Origin of the sequence: Anabaena azotica FACHB-119, from assembly GCF_014697625.1 — a bacterium.
GTDB classification, from domain to species: domain Bacteria; phylum Cyanobacteriota; class Cyanobacteriia; order Cyanobacteriales; family Nostocaceae; genus Trichormus; species Trichormus azoticus_A.
In genome coordinates this window covers 21,081-41,346 of record NZ_JACJSG010000037.1, presented here as the reverse complement: position 1 = coordinate 41,346, position 20,266 = coordinate 21,081, and the positions used below count along the sequence as shown (strand labels likewise).

General features: G+C 43.8%; 16 protein-coding genes. 6 read left to right on the top strand and 10 right to left on the bottom strand.

Going from position 1 to position 20,266, the window contains the following annotated elements:
- Nucleotides 1-8 precede the first annotated feature (8 nt).
- From H6G83_RS23675 to H6G83_RS23665, 3 genes are all read left to right on the top strand, one after another.
- Nucleotides 9-2,666: a TIGR03960 family B12-binding radical SAM protein gene (locus H6G83_RS23675; RefSeq protein WP_190476439.1), complete on the top strand. Its 2,658-nt coding sequence runs from the start codon at nt 9-11 to the stop codon at nt 2,664-2,666.
- Nucleotides 2,667-3,222: 556 nt separating this feature from the next.
- Nucleotides 3,223-5,289 (top strand): Rne/Rng family ribonuclease, encoded by a 2,067-nt coding sequence (locus H6G83_RS23670; protein WP_190476437.1) that lies wholly within the window; start codon nt 3,223-3,225, stop codon nt 5,287-5,289.
- Between the two features lie 256 nt (nt 5,290-5,545).
- Complete coding sequence (locus H6G83_RS23665; RefSeq protein ID WP_190476435.1) at nt 5,546-6,220, top strand: ribonuclease HII; 675 nt, start codon at nt 5,546-5,548, stop codon at nt 6,218-6,220.
- A gap of 75 nt (nt 6,221-6,295) precedes the next feature.
- Here H6G83_RS23665 and H6G83_RS23660 read toward each other — a convergent pair whose 3' ends face one another.
- Complete coding sequence (locus tag H6G83_RS23660; RefSeq protein WP_190476433.1) at nt 6,296-6,883, bottom strand: DUF1997 domain-containing protein; 588 nt, start codon at nt 6,881-6,883, stop codon at nt 6,296-6,298.
- A gap of 314 nt (nt 6,884-7,197) precedes the next feature.
- Here H6G83_RS23660 and H6G83_RS23655 point away from each other — a divergent pair, with 314 nt between their 5' ends.
- On the top strand, nt 7,198-8,874 hold the full coding sequence (locus tag H6G83_RS23655; protein WP_199328567.1) for a glycosyltransferase family 39 protein: 1,677 nt from the start codon (nt 7,198-7,200) through the stop codon (nt 8,872-8,874).
- 112 nt (nt 8,875-8,986) lie between these two features.
- A complete protein-coding gene (gene pheA / locus H6G83_RS23650) occupies nt 8,987-9,862 on the top strand; it encodes a prephenate dehydratase (RefSeq protein WP_190476432.1) in 876 nt (291 codons plus the stop codon).
- Between the two features lie 64 nt (nt 9,863-9,926).
- Here pheA and H6G83_RS23645 read toward each other — a convergent pair whose 3' ends face one another.
- The 5 genes from H6G83_RS23645 to rpsG form a co-directional block, all read right to left on the bottom strand.
- A complete protein-coding gene (locus H6G83_RS23645) occupies nt 9,927-10,574 on the bottom strand; it encodes an LON peptidase substrate-binding domain-containing protein (RefSeq protein WP_190476430.1) in 648 nt (215 codons plus the stop codon).
- Nucleotides 10,575-10,814: 240 nt separating this feature from the next.
- Nucleotides 10,815-11,132, bottom strand: a complete 318-nt coding sequence (rpsJ, locus tag H6G83_RS23640) for a 30S ribosomal protein S10 (protein ID WP_010998474.1) — start codon at nt 11,130-11,132, stop codon at nt 10,815-10,817.
- Between the two features lie 220 nt (nt 11,133-11,352).
- Nucleotides 11,353-12,582: an elongation factor Tu gene (gene tuf, locus H6G83_RS23635; RefSeq protein ID WP_190476428.1), complete on the bottom strand. Its 1,230-nt coding sequence runs from the start codon at nt 12,580-12,582 to the stop codon at nt 11,353-11,355.
- A 22-nt stretch (nt 12,583-12,604) separates the two neighbouring features.
- Nucleotides 12,605-14,683: an elongation factor G gene (gene fusA, locus H6G83_RS23630; RefSeq protein WP_190476425.1), complete on the bottom strand. Its 2,079-nt coding sequence runs from the start codon at nt 14,681-14,683 to the stop codon at nt 12,605-12,607.
- 140 nt (nt 14,684-14,823) lie between these two features.
- Entirely contained in the window at nt 14,824-15,294 is a 471-nt protein-coding gene (gene rpsG, locus H6G83_RS23625; protein WP_190476423.1) for a 30S ribosomal protein S7, read from the bottom strand.
- Nucleotides 15,295-15,643: 349 nt separating this feature from the next.
- On the opposite strand from rpsG, the gene H6G83_RS36045 reads away from it, so the two are divergent.
- Nucleotides 15,644-15,769, top strand: a complete 126-nt coding sequence (locus tag H6G83_RS36045) for a hypothetical protein (RefSeq protein ID WP_277876412.1) — start codon at nt 15,644-15,646, stop codon at nt 15,767-15,769.
- A 9-nt stretch (nt 15,770-15,778) separates the two neighbouring features.
- Here the strand turns inward: H6G83_RS36045 and rpsL are convergent, their stop codons facing one another.
- From rpsL to H6G83_RS23605, 4 genes are all read right to left on the bottom strand, one after another.
- A complete protein-coding gene (gene rpsL, locus H6G83_RS23620) occupies nt 15,779-16,162 on the bottom strand; it encodes a 30S ribosomal protein S12 (protein WP_006196398.1) in 384 nt (127 codons plus the stop codon).
- A 96-nt stretch (nt 16,163-16,258) separates the two neighbouring features.
- Nucleotides 16,259-16,597 (bottom strand): HesB/IscA family protein, encoded by a 339-nt coding sequence (locus H6G83_RS23615; protein WP_190476421.1) that lies wholly within the window; start codon nt 16,595-16,597, stop codon nt 16,259-16,261.
- Between the two features lie 255 nt (nt 16,598-16,852).
- Entirely contained in the window at nt 16,853-17,275 is a 423-nt protein-coding gene (locus H6G83_RS23610; RefSeq protein WP_190476419.1) for a phosphomannose isomerase type II C-terminal cupin domain, read from the bottom strand.
- 370 nt (nt 17,276-17,645) lie between these two features.
- Nucleotides 17,646-19,616 (bottom strand): phosphodiester glycosidase family protein, encoded by a 1,971-nt coding sequence (locus H6G83_RS23605; RefSeq protein WP_190476417.1) that lies wholly within the window; start codon nt 19,614-19,616, stop codon nt 17,646-17,648.
- Nucleotides 19,617-20,266 lie beyond the last annotated feature (650 nt).

The following is a 20,266-nucleotide window of genomic DNA, read 5'->3' as shown; positions in this document are numbered from 1 at the left end:
TTAGCACAGTGGCTATTGCATTTGAAAACTTAATCACACCGGATATTCTTAAGCCGGCGCGTTACTTAGGTAACGAACGCCTAGCAGTACATAAACCTTGGGATACCGCCGCCATACGCTGGGTATTAACTTATCCAGAAGTTTATGAGGTCGGAGCATCCAATTTAGGGCATATCATCCTATATAACATCCTGAATGCCCAACCGCGACAATTATGCGATCGCGCCTATTTACCTGGGACAGACTTAGCAGCAAAACTCAGGGCGACTAATACTCCCCTATTTGCTGTCGAGTCCAAGCGATCGCTAGGCGAATTTGATATTTTAGGTTTTAGTCTCAGTTACGAATTGGGAGCCACCAACATTCTGGAAATGTTGGATTTGGCGGGAATACCCCTAACTTGGCAAGAACGCTTGCAAGGGAATTACCCTCTAATTTTTGCTGGGGGACAAACAGCAACATCAAATCCTGAACCTTACGCCGATTTCTTCGACTTTTTCGCCTTGGGAGATGGTGAAGAACTCCTACCAGAGATGGGCTTAATATTAGAAGAGGGTAAAAAAGCCGGATTGAGTCGCCAAGATTTACTCCAAGACTTGGCACAAATACCAGGCTTGTATGTGCCGCAATTTTACCAGATGACAGCAAGCGGTGCTGTAGAACCTCTACGCCCAGATGTACCCAAACGAATTTTGCGGCGAGTCGCTACTCCCATACCCGCCTATTCCATTGGGCTTGTGCCATATGTAGAAACTGTACACGATCGCTTGACAATAGAAATTCGGCGTGGATGTACTCGTGGCTGTCGCTTCTGTCAACCAGGAATGCTCACCCGTCCTGCTAGGGATGTAGAACCAGAGAAAGTAGTAGATGCCATCGAGCAGGGAATGCGGGCGACTGGTTATAATGAGTTTTCCTTATTGTCCCTGAGTTGTTCTGATTATCTATCCCTGCCAGCAGTGGGGATGGAAATTAAGAATAGGTTAAAAAATGAAAATATTTCCTTATCTCTCCCTAGTCAGAGAGTAGATAGATTTGATGAGAATATCGCCAACATCCTGGGTGGTACAAGGCAAGGCAGCATTACCTTTGCCCCAGAAGCCGGTACTCAAAGGATGCGAGATATAGTCAACAAAGGATTAACCAACGAAGAATTATTAAGAGGTGTCAAGACAGCCTGGGAACAAGGCTGGGATAAAATCAAGTTATATTTTATGATCGGCTTACCAGGGGAAACAGAGGCCGATGTTTTAGGGATTGCAGAAACAGTAAGTTGGTTACAACGGGAATGTAGAGCCAAAGGCAGAAGACCCCTGAATTTCAACATTACAATTTCCAACTTCACACCCAAACCCCATACCCCATTTCAATGGCATTCTGTAGCGACGGCAGAATTTAAACGCAAGCAAAACTTACTGCGTCAAGCATTTCGCCGGATACGCGGGGTAAAAGTCAACTTCACCGATGTCCGCATCTCGGCAATGGAAGACTTCATTGGGAGAGGCGATCGCTCATTGGGTAAAGTATTACGTAGAGCCTGGGAACTAGGTGCAGGCATGGATTCATGGTACGACAGCTTAGATAAAGCTTTTACTGCCTGGGGAGGTGCGATCGCCGAAGCCGGTTTAGATTGGAAATATCGCCAAGTAGAAAACGGCGAGTGGAATTTATTCCATGTAGCTGGGGAAGATGAGGGAGATGAGGGAGATGAGGGAGTAGTTTTACCCAATCCCCAGTCCCCAGTCCCCAGTCCCCAATCCCTAGATACTCCCCTCCCCTGGGATCATATAGATACAGGCATCGATAAAAAGTGGCTCCAAGAGGACTTACAACGCGCTCTAGAAGCGGCAATTGTCCCCGACTGCTCTTTTGAAGGTTGTTCGCATTGTGGCGTATGTGGCACTGATTTCGGACACAATATCGTCATTGAACCGCCAGCAATTCCTCAATTTGCAGGTGAATTTGTGCCTAACACTACCAAAACTCAACGCCTACGAGTTTGGTTTGGGAAACAAGGAGACATGGCTTTAGTTAGCCACTTGGATTTAATGCGTCTATTCGACCGGGTGGTAAGAAGGGCGAGTTTACCAGTTGCCTATACTGGCGGTTTTCATCCTAATCCTCGCATTGCTGTAGCCAGCGCCTTAGCTTTGGGAGCCACTAGCAGTGGGGAGATAGTGGATTTTGAATTAACTATACCAACAGAGGTAGATGCGTTTAGGCAGAAACTGACTGCGGAACTACCCAAAGACATACCTATATATGGTGTGGCACAGATAGATTTAAAATCCCCAGCCGCTAACCAAATACTAGACAAGGCAGAGTATGTAATCAAAGTAGCAGTTGTAGGGGAAGTGTCATCTATACAATGGCACAACTGGATAGAAGCAATTCTAGCAACAGACGAAATCCTCTATGAACAGACAACCAAATCTGGTAAGAGCCAAATCGTAAATCTGCGCTCACGTTTGTTTGAGTTGGAATTAGTCTCAACCAATAACAGCGAAGCTGAGTCTACAGCCGTTTTGCGTTATGTGGGTAGCTGTCGCCTCGACGGTGTACTGTTGCGTCCTGAACAAATTCTATCTATGCTAGAAGCAATTGCTGGTAAAGAAGAATTTCATCTTCTGCACATTCATCGCAATCAACTAATTTTAGCGGTATAATCCCAAAAGAGTAACTTGCTAGTAGTTACTCTCTTGTGGTAAATCGCGGGAATTGATTTTTGGCAAGGTTGCGTTAGAATGGGGTCAAGAGAAATTTTCTGGCGCTGCATTGAACAAACTAGTTCACTACTACCCTGATAATCAGGGAGCAAAAGTAAAGATATTAGAGTGTAAATTCTAGGATTTTATCCCGGACAAACTAAGGCAGATTAAAAAAACTCTCTCTTTATAGCTATCTTGTGAACTAGTGATTAACAGCAGGCTCAGTCGGCTTCTCTACCACCATGCTTTGAAAACCACTGCTGAATGCCTAATCCCTAGATGGTGAAGGTATCACATCAGAAATCAACCACGGGCGGTTGATTTATTTGCTTAGACAATATGCAGCCGTTCTGGAATAATCAGGCGTATCAACGCATTTTTCTAGTCAATAGCTTTTTATTTTGAAGCTCAACTTCACAATTTTTATTACCAGCAGTGTCTTTGGAGGCTGGCAGGGGCGAGAGGGATACAAACCTCCAAGCCTGTTGATACTGCCGATTTTTGAGGAAATTGAATGCCAAAACAAATTATTATCGCGGAGCAGCATCAAATCGCTGCGGTATTTTCGGAAGATCAAATACAAGAACTCGTTGTAGCCACAGGCCATCATCAAATCGGTGACATCTACTTGGGTGCAGTAGAAAACGTATTACCAGGTATTGATGCCGCTTTTGTGAATATTGGTGATCCAGAACGTAACGGTTTTATTCATGTAACGGACTTAGGCCCTTTACGGCTCAAGCGGACAGCCGCAGCAATTACAGAGTTGTTAGCACCACAACAAAAAGTGTTGGTGCAGGTGATGAAAGAGCCAACGGGAACAAAAGGCCCCAGGCTTACAGGTAATATCACTATGCCCGGACGTTATGTGGTATTAATGCCCTATGGTAGGGGTGTAAATTTATCACGGCGAATTAAAAGTGAAAGTGAGCGGAACCGCTTACGGGCTTTGGCAATTTTAATTAAGCCTGCGGGTATGGGTTTGTTGGTGCGGACAGAAGCAGAAGGCAAACCAGAAGAAGCCATTATTGAAGATTTGGAAGTGCTGCAAAAGCAATGGGAAGCCATTCAGCAAGAGGCACAGTCAACCCGTGCGCCAGCCCTACTCAACCGCGACGATGACTTTATTCAGCGCGTATTACGTGATATGTATGGCGCGGATGTAAATAGAATTGTGGTTGATTCTAGTACCGGGTTGAAGCGAGTCAAGCAGTATCTCCAAAACTGGAGTGGTGGACAGACACCACAAGGACTGTTAATTGACCATCACCGCGATCGCTCTCCCATATTAGAGTATTTCCGCATCAATGCAGCAATTCGCGAAGCCCTCAAACCCAGGGTAGACTTACCTTCTGGCGGCTATATCATTATTGAACCAACAGAAGCACTCACTGTTATAGATGTTAACTCTGGTTCATTCACGCGATCGGCAACAGCCAGAGAAACAGTTTTGTGGACAAACTGCGAAGCCGCCACAGAAATTGCTCGCCAGCTACGTCTGCGGAATATTGCCGGGGTAATAGTCGTTGATTTCATCGATATGGAATCGCGCCGTGACCAGTTACAAGTCCTCGAACACTTCAACAAAGCATTACGTGCAGATAAAGCCCGTCCGCAAATTGCCCAACTCACAGAACTAGGTTTAGTAGAACTAACCCGCAAACGCCAAGGTCAAAATATTTACGAGTTGTTTGGTGATAGCTGTCCCGCTTGTGGCGGCTTAGGACATACCGTCCGCTTACCAGGGGAAAGCGAAAGCCGCTTACCCACACCAGCACCAGTAGAAGTACCAGAACGCTTTGTATCCCTGCCTACAAGAGAACCACGTTTACCGACTGCACGCATTACCGAACCACGGGAAACCTACGATGGCTTTGGTGATGGATTTGAAAATGACTCTGACTTGGGTTCTTTAAATTTAATTAATCATCCCAGCTACCAAGAGCTAAACGACCACAACAAACGCCGCGCCCGTACTCGTCGCAGCCGAATTGGTATCAATACTCCCAATGGCAAAGATGAGCCAAGAATTAATGGTAATCCCATAGGTTTTATCGGTGAGCCAGACCTAGATTTAGATACAGATGTAGATTTAGGCACTGCACCAGAGTTACCTACACCTAACTTGGGTAAGTCCAGTTGGACTGATAGAGGAGAACGGACTAAAGTCATCAAAACCGAGCCGGTTAAGCCAGTGGTAGAACCACCGGAAATTAAGACTGTAGAAATGACTCCAGAAGAGCAAGATATTTTTGCTTTGATGGGAGTTTCTCCGCTCATTAAATTAGAGCAGGAAGTAAAAAATCCGAAAGCGGTGATTATTAACATTATTCAGCCTGGACAAACAGCGACTGAATCAGATGAAGCTATTCCAGAACCAGTAGCTACAGTCACACCCAGTATGGAAGTTGGGACACCAAAAGTAAAACTGGAACCGAAATTTGTGCCAACAACGGTAACTGAACCAATAAAGGTGACAGCAACTACTGAAGATTCCGAAACCAATAGTATTACCACAGCTAGCCGTCGCCGTCGTCGTCGTTCCTCTGCGACTGACTCAGATGCGGGTGATGATAGTTAATACCAATTGTTGAAAATTCAACAATAGATTCAAAGTCAAAAAAACCTAAAAAATTCAGTTTTCTGAAAAACTTCCAAAAAATAAATAGTTTATTTTGTGGGGTGGGCTTAACAGCCCGCCCGGAATATAGGAAGGGCTGTTAGACCTTTCCTACAAGAAAATTGGCAATATTTCTGATTCTGAAGTCTTTTATTGTTGAATTTTAAATTGGTATTGCTTACCTGTTAGATGTTCTGCATTGGTGTGAGTCAAAATTATGGTGAAGAGGGGGCAAACTGCCTACACTCTACAGTTACCAATAGCCTTAGAAACAACTAGTTGGCTAGAATTTTCCCCTGAGTTATCAAATATTCCAGGGTTGATAGCAGGGGTAGATGAAGTAGGGCGAGGCGCTCTTTTTGGGCCTGTAGTTGCGGCGGCTGTGATACTGCCTACTAGTGCTTTTTCTCAACTCATCACAGCCGAAATTAAAGATAGTAAGAAACTATCTCACTCTCGTAGGGTTCAGCTAGCGCAGCAGATTTGCACACTGGCGATAGATTGGCGAATTGGTTATGCTGCAACTGCGGAAATTGACCAAATCAACATTTTACAAGCAACAATCTTAGCGATGAGGCGGGCGGTACAAAAGCTCAAGGTACAGCCTGCAATCTGTTTGGTGGATGGTAATCAGCCAATCAAAAACCTGCTGATGCCACAACAAACTATTATTAAGGGAGATGAGCGATCGCTCAATATTGCTGCCGCTAGTATTGTAGCCAAAGTTTGGCGTGACGATTTGATACAGCGTCTAGCGGCAAAATATCCCATGTACGATTTAACAAGTAATAAGGGTTATGGTAGTAAAAAGCATCTGTTAGCTCTGCAACAATACGGTGCTTCACCTTTACATCGTCAGTCCTTCCGCCCTTGTCAAACTCAACTTCATTAGCTAATTTGTCATTATTTATACAATTTACCAAATAAAAAAGTTGTCAGCTATCCCTTACTACTGACAACTAACACACTAGTCGGTATTGAGAATTGGTAATTGAGTATCATCCTTACCGAAACATTCTTCTTGGGTTTGGGAAATTACCCATTGACGATAATCAGCTAATAGATGATGCAACAATCTTTGCTTTACGGTTAATAAGACACTCTTGAGTAAACCATTACCAGTAGTTTCTAAAATTGGCTTGGGAGTTAAAGAAAAAGGCGGAGGTAAATCTACTTGTACCTCTAAATCAGCCTTACCTTCCAGACGAGTACCAGTTTTTGATTGATACGGCGATAAATATCCTCTTAAATTTAGAGAGAAGCGCTGGTTAATATACTCAAAACCAAGAATTTCGCAACCCACTGAACGCAAATAAATTGTTCCGTTAGATTCTGCCCAAACTCTCATGTCTACAGTAGGTTGAATACTTAACGACATAAAAGATAAAGGACGCATCTTTAAACGAAATACCTCTTCTGAAAGCTGCCGAATGCGTTTTTGGTCAACTAAAGCATTAACTAGCCGTTGGGGTTGACGCAAGTAGTGTTGAATAGGAATAGGTTGCTCTGGTACAGCAATTTCTACTGATAGGGAGGCAGTAAACTTGGTAAGCATGATTTACAAAAATCAATTCTTTTATATTTATATATATTAATTAATTTATTATATTTATAATTTATTTGCCGAAAGCAATTGCAAAATAAATCATACTTATGTTTAAAATATACTTTTATTTATTATTTTATTCTCTGTATACTGGGAAAAAGTGCGATCGCTATCTTTAGACTTATAAAGTATAAATTAAATTACACAGATTTTTATACCATAAGTTTTTGCAGTGCAGATATTAACGATGGAAAAGACTATTTCTGTGTACAAAATGTAACTTATGGGGGTGACGCAGTGAGTGAAAAATTAAGAGTCGGAGAATGTTAACCACATCAGTCATAAAAAACCGTCCTCACTTATTACTGCTGCTGTTATGGCTAGCGATCGCTATTGTCTTACGATTTTTGCGCCTAGCTGCTTTGCCGCCTTGGACTGATGAGTGCGCGACGATGGTTTTTAGTCTGGGGAATAGTTTCCGCATCGTCCCACTTAATGAAATTATTAGTTCTGGTGTACTATTACAGCCGCTACAAGTTAACCCTGCAAATGGAATCAATAACGTCATCCAAGAACTGTTAACCGAGAGTACCCATCCTCCTGTATATTTTGCTTTGGCTCATTTCTGGATGAAACTGTTTTCACCAACAGGGGAAATAGCCTCAATTGGGCTGGCGCGATCGCTTAGTGCCTTGTTTGGTGTATTATCAATTCCCGCCATGTTTTGCTTCGGTTATCTCACCTTCCGTTCTAAATTAGTCGGGCAGATGGCAGCTGCAATGATGGCAGTTTCTCCCTACATTGTTTTTCTAGGTAGGGAAGCCAGACATTACACTTTGGCAATGTTACTGGTAATTGCTTCTTTATGTTGTTGTGTCAAAGCTATTCAATCGATCCACCGTCAGCAATCTCTGCCTATGTGGACGGTATTAGCTTGGATAGCCATCAATAGTTTAGGGATAGCAACGCATTATTTTTTCGGCTTAACTCTAACTGCTCAAGCATTAGTATTATTCGCCCACATTTGGCGCAACCGTAAGCCAAACTCTAGACAAACCCACTTGTGGCGCATCTGGCTAGCTGTCTTGGGTACATTAATCGGCGGCCTTGTTTGGATACCATTCCTACAAACTATTCCCAGTAGTGACCTAACAGACTGGGTTGCTATGAGTAATCCTCATACCAGATGGGTAGAACCAATAGGGCGATTACTGCTGTGGAATATTAGTATGCTGTTGCTTCTACCTTCAGCATTCACAATCTTACCTACAGCTATTATTATCATTTCTGCTGGAGCAACTTTACTATTCTTATTGTGGAGTTTGCCTAAATTTATTTACGGGCTGAAAAGGCAACAAGAGTTTTATGATAATAGTTTAAGCATTCAAATTTTATCCGAGTATCTTCTAGCAGCTGTTTGTTTATGTTTATTTTTCACTTATGGTTTAGGTAAAGATTTAACTTTAGCCGCCCGGTTTCAATATATTTATGCACCAGCAATAATTTTACTTTTAGGGGCTGCATTAGCAGGCTGTTGGCAATATCTTGTGCAAGGGAAAATTACCGTAAGTATAATTTTGTCAATGGCACTCTTGGGAGGGCTAACTGTAGATGGGAATCTTGGCTATCTCCAAAACCAACGTCCAGATATCCTCGCCTCACTTATCCAAAGAGTTTCTGTTAATAATGTGTTAATTGCCACCAAACATATACATCATGGGCAGACTGGCAGAATGATGGGGTTAGCTTGGGAATTTCAAAAGCAACCAAACTTTAATGTCCAGTTTTTCCTGGCGGGTAAAGATTCAGACAGTCAAGAGTACAATCATTCTGTGCAAGAATTACAGGACAAAATAGCCAAAAGCCAACGACCTCTAGATGTGTGGTTGGTTGAGTTCCGCACTCCTATCAATTTGGAATCTCAGCAATGTGTGCAGGATAAACAATATGGTAGAACTGCTGGAGAATACAGTTACAAACTTTACCATTGTCTTGAGTAAAACAACAGTTTAAAGTCGAATTAATTAGTTAAACCAAGGTACTGTTTTCGCAAGGCGAGGTTTGCCTGCGGTATAGTCGATGAATCTCACAGATAAATGAGGTTAAAAAGCCATGTCTCTATCTATTGCTCATTTAGGGCCGCCTGGAACTTATGCAGAACAAGCTACTGTTTTGTATGTTAACTGGCTAACCCAAACCACAGGAACTGAAGCTATGTTATGCCCATATCCCAGCATAGCCCAATCCTTGCAAGCCCTAGCGACTGGGAAAACACAGTTAGCTGTTGTGCCTGTTGAAAACTCAATTGAAGGTAGCGTCACTATGACGATGGACACCTTATGGCAGTTAGACAGCTTACAAATTCATTCAGCTTTAGTCTTACCAATTGCTCATACTTTGATTTCTTGTGCCGCTAGTTTAGATGAAATCAAAACTGTTTATTCTCATCCCCAAGCTTTGGCTCAGTGTCAAGGATGGCTAGGAGCTTTTCTGCCCAATGTCCAACTGATTCCCATTAATTCTACAACTGAAGCTCTACAAAAATTAGAGGATGATTTAACAATAGCCGCGATCGCTTCTAGTAGAGCCGCAGAACTCTACAATTTACCCATACTAGCCCGTAATATCAATGACTACCCAGAAAACTGTACTCGCTTTTGGGTAGTCAGTCAGGCGGAAGCTGATATCATTCATCAACTACCTGCACAAAATCCTACCCACACTTCTATTGCTTTTACTGTGCCAGCTAACGTACCCGGAGCGTTACTCAAACCACTACAGATATTTGCTCAGTTAGGTATTAACCTGAGTCGCATCGAGTCACGACCAACAAAGCGATCGCTTGGTGAATATTTATTCTTTGTTGATCTAGAATCTGATGTCAGTACACCAAATATGAAAACTGCCCTGGGAGAATTAACTGCCTACACAGAAGTTATAAAAATTTTTGGTAGCTATAGTGTACTTTCAGTAGGGAGTAAAGGCTAGGGATGAGATATGAGGCTGTAAATCAGCGATCATGATGTTACTCTGCTTCACCCCCAGCAACATATCACTTCGTATTAAAAGTATCTTTCAAAACAGAACGAGCTGCTAAATGATTACGAGTAGTAGTCAGAATTTCTGCTTCTCTTTCTAGGCGAGCGGCGGTATCTTGCATTTCCAGCAGTGATTGCTGCTCTCCTGCCACTCCATATAAGTTACTGGCTACCCAGTATGATAATTCTGTGGGTAAATCTGGCAGTTCTTCGGGAATCTCTATATTTTGTTCGGTGATTTTTGCGGAAAGCCGAACAACATCCCGCAGTAACTGTTCTACATCAGTTGCTAGAGGACGTAAATCTTTTGTTGGGGGTTGGTCTTCTAACCATTCCACCAGACCGACACGGTAGGGTTTTTCTCGCACATATTCTAAAACCCGAAATCTCTGTTGTCCCAGAGTCAACATTTTCATCCGGTCATCTGGTAGGCGCTGGTAGTGAATAATTTCTGCACAGCAGCCTACATTGGCAATTGTACCTTTTACTGGGTCAACCATCAACACCCCGAACCTGCGATCGCTTGACAAAATCGTGTTCATCATGATTCGGTAGCGAAACTCAAAAATATGCAGGGGTAATGGTCTTGTGGGAAACAGAACTACTTCGGGTAACGGGAACAGAGGTAGTTCGCGGACGGCAATTCTAGAAGAAGATGTCATTTTTACCTGAGTATAAATTTAATCTTTAAAATTTCTTTTTTCTCTGCTTTTCCCGTATTTTCTTTACATTCTATCACTTGTTCTTAGGTAAATAAAAAGCCCTGAAAGAAATTTCTTCCGGGCCAAGTCAAGATTTCTACTAGTGTCAGTTGTCAGTTGTCATTAGTCATTAGTCAACAGTCATTAGTCAACAGTAGAAACCTACAGATATAGACTATGGACTGTGGACTATAGACTAAATTACAATTTCACTTCAATGTCCACACCAGAGGGTAAATCTAGTTTCATCAGCGCATCGATGGTTTTGGACGAGGGTTGGTAGATATCGATAATCCGGCGATGGGTACGTGTTTCAAAGTGTTCGCGGGAATCTTTGTCTACGTGTGGCGATCGCAGCACGCAGTAGATTTTCCGTTTTGTCGGTAGAGGAATCGGGCCTATGGCTGTAGCGTTAGTCCGGTTGGCTGTATCAACAATCTTCTCGCAAGATGTATCTAATAAACGACGGTCAAAAGCTTGTAAACGTATTCTAATCTTCTGCTGCTGTAGAGTTGCCATCTTAAATTTTCCAGGTTCTGAGTTTGGGGGATTGGGGATTGGGGATTGGGGATTAGGGATTGGGTATTGGGGATTGGGAAAGCAGGAGTTACACAAAAATGTTTGCTGATACCTGCTATTTCTTCCTAATACCCAGTCCCCAGTCCCCAGTCCCTAATGTTCAGATAAAAGAGCAGAGAAGCATTTAGCGTCTCTGCTCTTAGTTATGGTTTAAAAGGTGCTACTTGAGGATTTTAGAAACGACACCAGCACCGATGGTGCGACCACCTTCACGAATAGCGAAGCGCATACCTTGCTCAATCGCGATCGGGTTGATCAATTCTACGGTCATTTTGATGCGATCGCCTGGCATTACCATTTCCGCCGCCGCACCTTCGTCTGAGGTGAAAGCTGTGATAGTGCCGGTTACATCTGTTGTCCGCACGTAGAATTGAGGACGGTAGCCTGGGAAGAAGGGGGTTTTCCGACCACCTTCTTTCTCGGTGAGAACGTAAACTTCACCTTCAAATTGAGTGTGAGGGGTGATAGAACCGGGCTTGGCTAACACCATACCACGTTCAATATCGGTCTTTTGGATACCACGCAGGAGTACACCAGCGTTGTCCCCAGCCATACCTTCTTCAAGACTCTTCTTGAACATTTCAATCCCGGTAACGGTGCTGTTGCGGGTGTCTCTGATACCCACGATTTCTATAACGTCACCTACTTTCACCTTACCGCGCTCAATCCGGCCGGTAGCTACTGTACCACGACCAGTAATAGAGAATACGTCTTCTACCGCCATCAAGAAGGGCTTGTCTACGTCGCGTTCTGGATCGGGGATGTAAGAATCTACAGCATCCATCAATGAGTAGATTTTATCTACCCAAGGATTTTCGCCACGTTGGGTCTTAGGATTAGCGGTCATTGCTTCCAGAGCTTGTAAGCCAGAACCTCTGACGATGGGGATTTCATCGCCATCGAAGTCGTACTCAGTCAACAGTTCTCTGAGTTCTAGTTCTACCAACTCTAGTAGTTCTTCGTCTTCCATCATGTCTTCTTTGTTGAGGAAGACTACCAGACGAGGAACACCTACCTGTTTAGCTAATAGGATGTGTTCACGGGTTTGGGGCATAGGGCCATCTGTAGCCGCAACTACGAGAATTGCGCCGTCCATTTGTGCCGCACCAGTGATCATGTTCTTCACATAGTCAGCGTGACCTGGACAGTCTACGTGAGCATAGTGACGCTTATCGGTTTCGTATTCAACGTGAGCGGTGTTGATGGTAATACCACGCGCCTTTTCTTCAGGTGCGTTGTCGATTTGGTCGTAGGCTCTAGCTACAGCTTTACCTAGAGCAGCTAAGGTCATGGTAATAGCTGCTGTTAAGGTTGTTTTACCGTGGTCAACGTGGCCAATTGTACCGATGTTTACGTGGGGTTTAGTTCTTTCAAACTTTTGGCGTGCCATGAATCCTCGTTTCCTTTATTAATTAAGCGTTCCCTTTGCTTTTGGCGATGATAGTTTCAGCTACGCTGCGAGGTACTTCATCGTAGTGGCTGAATTCCATCGTAAAGATACCGCGACCTTGGGTTTTTGACCGGATATCTGTGGCGTAGCCAAACATGGTCGCCAGTGGAACTTTTGATGCCACTTTAGCGAGTCCCTGTTCAGTGCTTTGGCTTTCAATCTGCCCTCTGCGGGCGATGAGGTCGCCAATGACGTTCCCGATAAAGTCTTCAGGAACTTCCACCTCAACTTTCATCACAGGTTCTAACAACACTGGTGAAGCTTTGAGTACGGCTTCTTTCATTGCCATTGAGCCAGCAATTTTGAAAGCCATTTCCGAAGAGTCTACATCGTGGTAAGAACCATGAATTAGCGTTGCTTTCACGTCAATTAGCGGATAGCCAGCTAAAATCCCTGATTCACAGCTTTCTTTCATCCCTTGTTCTGCGGGGCCGATGTACTCTTTGGGTACTACACCACCGACAATCTTAGATACGAACTCAAAGCCGCTACCGGGTTCTCCTGGTTCCAAATTGATCACAACGTGACCATATTGACCTTTACCACCACTTTGACGGATGAACTTGCCTTCAACGTTGGTGACTGGTTTACGAATGGTTTCGCGGTAAGCTACCTGTGGCGCACCTACGTTCGCTTCCACTTTAAATTCGCGTAACATCCGGTCTACCAGAATTTCCAGGTGGAGTTCTCCCATCCCGGCAATTACTGTTTGGTTGGTTTCCGGGTCAACGTTGACGCGGAAGGTTGGGTCTTCCTCTGAAAGAGATTGCAGTGCTTTGGACAATTTGTCCATGTCGTTCTTGGTTTTGGGTTCAACCGCTACCGAGATCACAGGCTCTGGAATAAATAGGGATTCCAAAATTACTGGTGCGCCTTCATCAGTGATGGTGTCACCTGTCAAAGTTTCCTTTAATCCCAGTGCAGCACCCAAATCACCTGCTCGTAGTTCTTCTACGTCTTGTCGCTCATCTGCTTTTAAGATTACTAGACGAGAAATCCGTTCTTTCTTGTTTTTGGTAGCATTTAAGACGTAACTACCTTTTTTGAGAACGCCCGAATAAACACGAACGAAGGTGAGGCGACCGTAGGGGTCAGCCATAATCTTGAATGCCAAAGCCGCTAGGGGTTCGTCATCATCAGCCCGGCGCTCTACGGTTTCACCATTGGCAAGTGTGCCTTGAATGGGGGGTACTTCTGTCGGTGCAGGTAGGTAATCTACAACTGCATCTAACATTAATTGCACACCTTTGTTCTTAAAGGCGGAGCCACAAAGTACGGGTACGATACTGCCGGCAATTGTACCTTGACGCAGGGCAGTACGAATTTCTGCTTCTGTCAGTGCTTCACCCTCGAAGTACTTGTTCATCAAGTCGTCGTCAGTTTCGGCAACTGCTTCTATGAGCTTGGTGTAGTACTCTTCGGTTTTATCCTGCATATCTGCCGGGATATCCGTTTCTTGGATATCTGTACCTTGGTCGTTGGTATAAATATACGCCCGTTTACGTACCAAGTCTACAATGCCTTGAAAGTCGTTTTCGCTACCGATGGGCAACTGAATGGCAATGGCATTGGCCCGCAGGCGATCGCGCATTTGCTCGTGAACTCTGTAGAAGTTCGCGCCTGTGCGATCCATTTTGTTGATGAAGGCAATTCGAGGCACTTTGTAACGGTCTGCTTGCCGCCACACTGTCTCTGATTGGGGTTGTACGCCACCTACGGAGCAAAATACCGCGATTACACCATCCAACACCCGCATCGAGCGTTCTACTTCAATTGTGAAGTCTACGTGACCTGGAGTATCGATAATGTTAATTTGGTGATCTTTCCAACTGGTACTAATAGCAGCCGCAGTGATGGTAATACCACGTTCGCGTTCTTGTTCCATCCAGTCGGTAACAGCAGTTCCTTCGTGAACTTCACCAATTTTATGAATAATCCCAGAGTAAAATAATATTCTCTCTGTAGTCGTGGTTTTGCCCGCATCTATGTGCGCCGCAATACCTATATTGCGTACTTTCTCTAGCGGGTTAGTACGTGCCACAATAGCCTCCTATAGTTTTTGCCTCATGATATCTTGTATATTACTCTTTGTTAAGATTCTATACTTTTAGAAAAAACCGACTTTTGTTTGGTAATTCCGCGATATACCGTTATTAAATGCACGATATACCGCTTTTGTACTTAGTAACGATAATGGGCAAATGCTTTGTTTGCTTCCGCCATCCGGTGCGTTTCTTCCCGTTTGCGGATAGCATTCCCTGTTTCATTGGCAGCATCAAGTAACTCATTAGCTAATCGGCTGGCCATTGTCCGTCCGGGTCTGCTCCTAGAAAATTGTACCAGCCAACGCAGTGCGAGGGTAGTACCCCGGTCTGAACGTACTTCCATTGGCACTTGGTAGGTTGCACCACCAACACGGCGAGCTTTCACCTCAACTAGAGGTGTTGCGTTTCTGACTGCTCTTTCAAACACTTCTAGAGCATTATTACCAGTGCGCTCTTCAATTGTTTTCATCGCATCATAAACGATGCGTGCAGCTAGTGATTTTTTCCCATGACGCATAATTCGGCGGATGATCATACTCACCAACCGACTGTTATATACAGAGTCAGGCGGTATTGGCCGCCTTTGAATAACACCACGACGAGACATACTTTACCCTTAATTCGGACTTGGCAACGAAATTATATGCTATCAGACAGCGTAATCTCTGAGCGCTAACGCAGCTCAGAATTGAGCATTTTGGCTGATTTGAAAAAGTGGTCAGTGGTCAGTGGTCAGTGGTCAGTAAGAATTTCTTCCTCTGCTCCTCTGCTCCCGGTTGGTGAATCTCGACTTCGCGGTAGTTGAGCGTAGTCGAAACTCGATTACCGCGCAGTCGTTCGCGCTAGCGTCTCCAAAGGAGAACCACTGCTCCCCTGCTTTCTCGACTCTTTCTATATGTAGTGTTTTGTTGATTGTGCCTACACTTGCTCGCTGAGTGTAGGTTGGCGGTAGAAGCTTGAGCCAATTTTCTAAAACAGATTATTTATTCTGTGAATTAATCACTGTTTCAGAACAAGCATTGATACTTTTGCTTGAATTAGGCGCTTTTGTTGAAGCGAATAACCGCATCAAGCACGATTAATCGCTTAATTTATTTTTTCGCTTCTTTAGGACGTTTGGTTCCGTATTTGGAACGTCCTTGCTTACGGTCTTTCACTCCGGCTGTATCTAATGTACCTCGGATGATGTGATATCTTACACCTGGTAAGTCTTTCACCCGACCGCCACGAATCATAACAACTGAGTGTTCTTGTAAGTTGTGACCAATTCCTGGGATGTAAGCTGTTACTTCAAATCCTGAAGTCAATCTCACCCGTGCTACTTTGCGTAGGGCTGAGTTGGGCTTTTTGGGAGTGGTCGTGTATACTCTTGTACAAACTCCTCGGCGCTGAGGGCATTGCTTTAGAGCTGGGGACTTGGTTTTCTGACGCGCTTTCTCGCGTTCAGTACGAATTAATTGCTGTATTGTTGGCATGAGTCACAGCGCGTGAAGCTGCTTGTAGGTCTAAGTTTTAACAAATCCTGATTATATCTTTTTTTGTGGTTTTATGTCAAACTTCCATATTAATTATTAAATAGCAGATGGTCTAGTGGTAGAGAAAGAATTTCCACAACCACAGGTGGCAACTGCTTGGGGGTTTTGGAAACGAAACGCCCCACCCATCAAATCTTCTGAATAATCTATGACTAAACCATTAATATAATTATAGCTGGCGTTATCGATAACGACTTGGACGTTATGCTCGTCAAAGATGCGATCGCCTTGTTGGATTTTCTCATCAAAGGACATATCATAAAACCAATCGGAACAGCCACCTGGTTTGACGGTGATTCTAAACAAGGCTTTTGGCTGTTGTTTGGACTTTAAGCGATTGATTTCACTAGCTGCGGCTTGGCTCAGATGAATCATAACTCGTTTGGGCAAGTGAAGACACCATCTTTCAGTATTACAGATGGGTTGCTGATATTAGCGGATGAGAGCAGAAAAATTGAATATTAATTATCTGTGCCTCCGTACCTCTGGGTTTATGTTCACCACAGAGACACAGAGGCACAGAGAGAAAGTTGTTACATTTTGGAAGTCAGTTGTTTTTGAAGCTGGCTGATGGTGGGTTTTACATATCCAAAGCCACTGACCACTGACTACTGACCACTGAGAAAAATTTTAATTGCCTGTACGAGCGTAATCATCTTGGTAGCGGATAATATCGTCTTCACCCAAGTATTCACCGTTTTGTACTTCAATTAATACTAAGGGAATTACGCCAGGATTTTCTAGGCGATGAGCAGTACATTGGGGTACATAGGTAGATTGGTTATTACCTAATAAGATTTCTTTTTCACCACAAACTACTCTGGCTGTACCGGAAACGACTATCCAGTGTTCGCTGCGATGATGGTGCATTTGGAGGCTGAGGCGGTGTCCGGGTTTAACTTCGATACGTTTAATTTTGTATCCGCGTCCTTCTTCCAAGACTGTAAAAGAACCCCAAGGACGCAGTTCAGTTGCAGCAACACTACGGTTATTGATGGTTGTAGGCAGGGGCAAGGTGTTGGTTTTTGTTGTGGTTTCTTGTGTTTGAGCCATAGTTACCTCTTTTGGAGACAAAACAAACCGTTATTACGCTGAACAATTGATGGAAAATTTGGGGCAATTTTACAACCGTGAATTTAGCAATTTTATTCGCACCTTGCTAAACATAACAAAGTCATATCGGCTGGGGTGGAGAATATCTGTTGAAACTCTGGGTTTATACAAACTCTTCATCAACTGGGATGAAGGCTTATTCTCAGCTTTAAATTGGGGACTGGGAAAGGGGAAAGGGGAAAGGGAAAAGGGGAAAGGGGAAAGGGAGAAGTCTTTGCTTTATCAACTGTCACCAGTGACCTGTCACCTGTGACCTGTGACCTATCACCTGTCACCTGTCACCTGTCACCTATCACCTGTCACCTGTTTTCTATTTGGGTTGAAGAAAAATGCCGATGCCGTTGTGGACGCGGGCGGCGGTGTTGGGATAGCGGTCTATGAGTTGTCCACTTAGGTAGAGGCTGGTTGAGCTACCGCCGTCTAGGTTGAGGGCGTTGACACAGCCTAGAAGTTTCATGAGTTGGGCGTGTTCTGCTAGGGTGGGGCCTGGGCCGCTTGCGCGGTTATGTATGGCGGCGATTAATAAGGTATTATTGGCGGTTGTACAAATGCCACTGCGGACGGCTCTTTCGGCGATGAAGGCTTTACTGAACTTTTCGCTTGCGGCATCAAGGACGATTTGGTTATTTTGAATTAACAGTGGCCCGGCTCCTATAATGTTGGGGTAACGGTTAAAATCAACGGGAATGGTGCTACTGGTAATTTGGACATTAGTACCGATGGGTAGTTGTGAGGCGATCGCTCCTCCATTTCCACGTATTGTAAGTAAATAGCCATTTGCTGGAATGGGAAAGTTTGTTTGTCCGGCTTTACCTCCGGCAAACTGATTAGTAATTTTGTTGTTCTGAACTAGGAGAATGCTTTCGTTGTCGGTTAAGGGTGTGTAAGTTTGCCCCCAGTCTGGGGTATAACGGGCGATACCGCTTTGGACATAGCCACTGTTGAGAAATAATATTGGAGAGCGCAAATTAGATGTGACTAATGTCTCTTGTAAGCTGAGGCGACCAAAGTAAAATTGTCCGGCATTATTCCAGGCGATCGCACCTCGATTTAAAATTGGGCTAGATAGCCATTGATTATTTTGGCGAATTGCACCCAAGGGATAGCGGTTATTGCGGTTGAAATATCCGCCGTTAATTGCCCCTACGGCAAGGTAGCTTTGGGCTGTTTGCAGGATAGGGGCTGTACCTACTAAGGTGTCTTGGTTGGTGATAATTGGTTTTAAGGTCAGTCCCACCGTCCGGGGATTAATTTCTAGCAGCACTACAGGAAAACGGTTTGTAGCTAAATTGACATATTGCTGTCGCCAACGTATGCCTTTTGCCCAGGTGATATCACGCGCTTCTAAGGGGTCGGGACGTAAATCGATAACTAGGCGATGAGGATTATTAATGGTGGTAACTTTGGGCGATAAAGCTAAGGGAACGTTAAGCCGAATTAGGGTTTGATTATTTACTACCTGTACTTGCTGTATAAATGGTTCCGGTGTTGGTAATTGTTTGAGTTGATTTGGTTCTGTTATGGATGGCGGTGTTACTGGTAAAGGTGTGTAGCGTTGAATTAAACTGGGGTCGGCTATGCCATCGAGAACTATTGTCCATTCTCTGTAAGTTGCGGCTGGGGGTTTGGCATCTGGGATGTTGGGGTCGGCTGGGGGTCGAATTGGTTGTCCTTGTCTGACTTGCCAAGGGGTGGGGCGGTCTAAGTCCACTACAATGCGCGTTGCAGGTTGCTGACTTTGGCGGATGTTGCTTACTTGCGCTCTGGGGGTGGCGATCGCTAAAGTATTACCTTGGGTTTGAATTTGCCATCCTGCTGTGCGGGCAAAATTTGTAATATCGAGATAACGATAGCCACCTTGGAGTCTAGTTGTTAAACCCAAGGGTTGGGTAGTAGGAGAATACCATAATATTGGTTGGCTTGCGGGGTTACTGCTGCTTAATAGGTCTACACCAATTAATTGCCGCATTGCGCCATCACTGATGAATGTTGTTATTTGATTTGCGCCTCTTGGTTGTTGCAACCAAGCTCCTGATACGTTCCGACCGTTGAGGAATATTTGGCTACCAGAAGATAATCTGACTGATGCAGGCGATGGGGGACGCTGTGTATTTACTTGTCCCAGCTTTACCTGTTGTTGGGCGTTAGCAGCACAGGTTGCAGACAAACATAGTGATATTACGGTTATCGGTGACACAATCGACTGTAAGAATTTACCTTCTAATGGTTTAGTAGCAATATTTTGATTTTTTTCTCGGCAATAATTTTTCATTCTGAACATGAGCTACACAGGTACTTTTGAAACCTATCACCCAACGAGCTGATTGGCTAATTGTGTGGAAATCTTGAAATATAGATAAGAAATGTTGTAATTAATGTGATACTATGTATAGTGGCTCTTTATCTCTTATAGATGACTAGCTAAAATTTTGCCGCTAAAACCACTGTAACTAAATGCTTTAACTAGCACTAGTTAGGACAAAACTAGAAATAGTAGTTTTAGTTATTATATTTGGATAAGATATTAAATCCTGATACATTGTTCCTGCTGTTGCTACTTGGTGAGGGTTAAACAGTGGAGACGTTTAGTGGCAACAGCAAAAAATCTCACAACCATCAAAATACTTAGGAATTGCCAAAGGGGTATGTAGTGTACTACGCTGATTTTGCTAATAAATCAGGATTGTTTCTAGTCGAAGAACAGTAAAGTGGAAATATAGGATGCCGTTGGTGGTATCCAAAACTGTGTTTTGTTCTGGCAACTCAAAACACATAAATTGAAAAAATATGCAGTTACACGATATAAAAATGAGGACTGTCAAGGCACAGATATTTTGTCTTCCATAGAATAAACACATAAAACATAAAGCAGACATTTTAACGTCGCCAAGAAAAAAAGCCGAAGTTAAAATTTTTTTTCTCTAAATTTCG

Bases quoted from the DNA above. Each gene is read 5' to 3' on its own strand.
- H6G83_RS23615 (WP_190476421.1), bottom strand. From the start codon at position 16,597: ATGATTCATCTGAGCCAAGCCGCAGCTAGTGAAATCAATCGCTTAAAG.
- H6G83_RS23610 (WP_190476419.1), bottom strand. From the start codon at position 17,275: ATGGCTCAAACACAAGAAACCACAACAAAAACCAACACCTTGCCCCTG.
- rpsL (WP_006196398.1), bottom strand. From the start codon at position 16,162: ATGCCAACAATACAGCAATTAATTCGTACTGAACGCGAGAAAGCGCGT.
- H6G83_RS23645 (WP_190476430.1), bottom strand. From the start codon at position 10,574: ATGACATCTTCTTCTAGAATTGCCGTCCGCGAACTACCTCTGTTCCCG.
- rpsG (WP_190476423.1), bottom strand. From the start codon at position 15,294: ATGTCTCGTCGTGGTGTTATTCAAAGGCGGCCAATACCGCCTGACTCT.
- H6G83_RS23665 (WP_190476435.1), top strand. From the start codon at position 5,546: ATGGTGAAGAGGGGGCAAACTGCCTACACTCTACAGTTACCAATAGCC.
- rpsJ (WP_010998474.1), bottom strand. From the start codon at position 11,132: ATGGCAACTCTACAGCAGCAGAAGATTAGAATACGTTTACAAGCTTTT.
- H6G83_RS23660 (WP_190476433.1), bottom strand. From the start codon at position 6,883: ATGCTTACCAAGTTTACTGCCTCCCTATCAGTAGAAATTGCTGTACCA.
- tuf (WP_190476428.1), bottom strand. From the start codon at position 12,582: ATGGCACGCCAAAAGTTTGAAAGAACTAAACCCCACGTAAACATCGGT.
- H6G83_RS23605 (WP_190476417.1), bottom strand. From the start codon at position 19,616: ATGTTCAGAATGAAAAATTATTGCCGAGAAAAAAATCAAAATATTGCT.
- pheA (WP_190476432.1), top strand. From the start codon at position 8,987: ATGTCTCTATCTATTGCTCATTTAGGGCCGCCTGGAACTTATGCAGAA.
- H6G83_RS23655 (WP_199328567.1), top strand. From the start codon at position 7,198: ATGTTAACCACATCAGTCATAAAAAACCGTCCTCACTTATTACTGCTG.
- H6G83_RS23670 (WP_190476437.1), top strand. From the start codon at position 3,223: ATGCCAAAACAAATTATTATCGCGGAGCAGCATCAAATCGCTGCGGTA.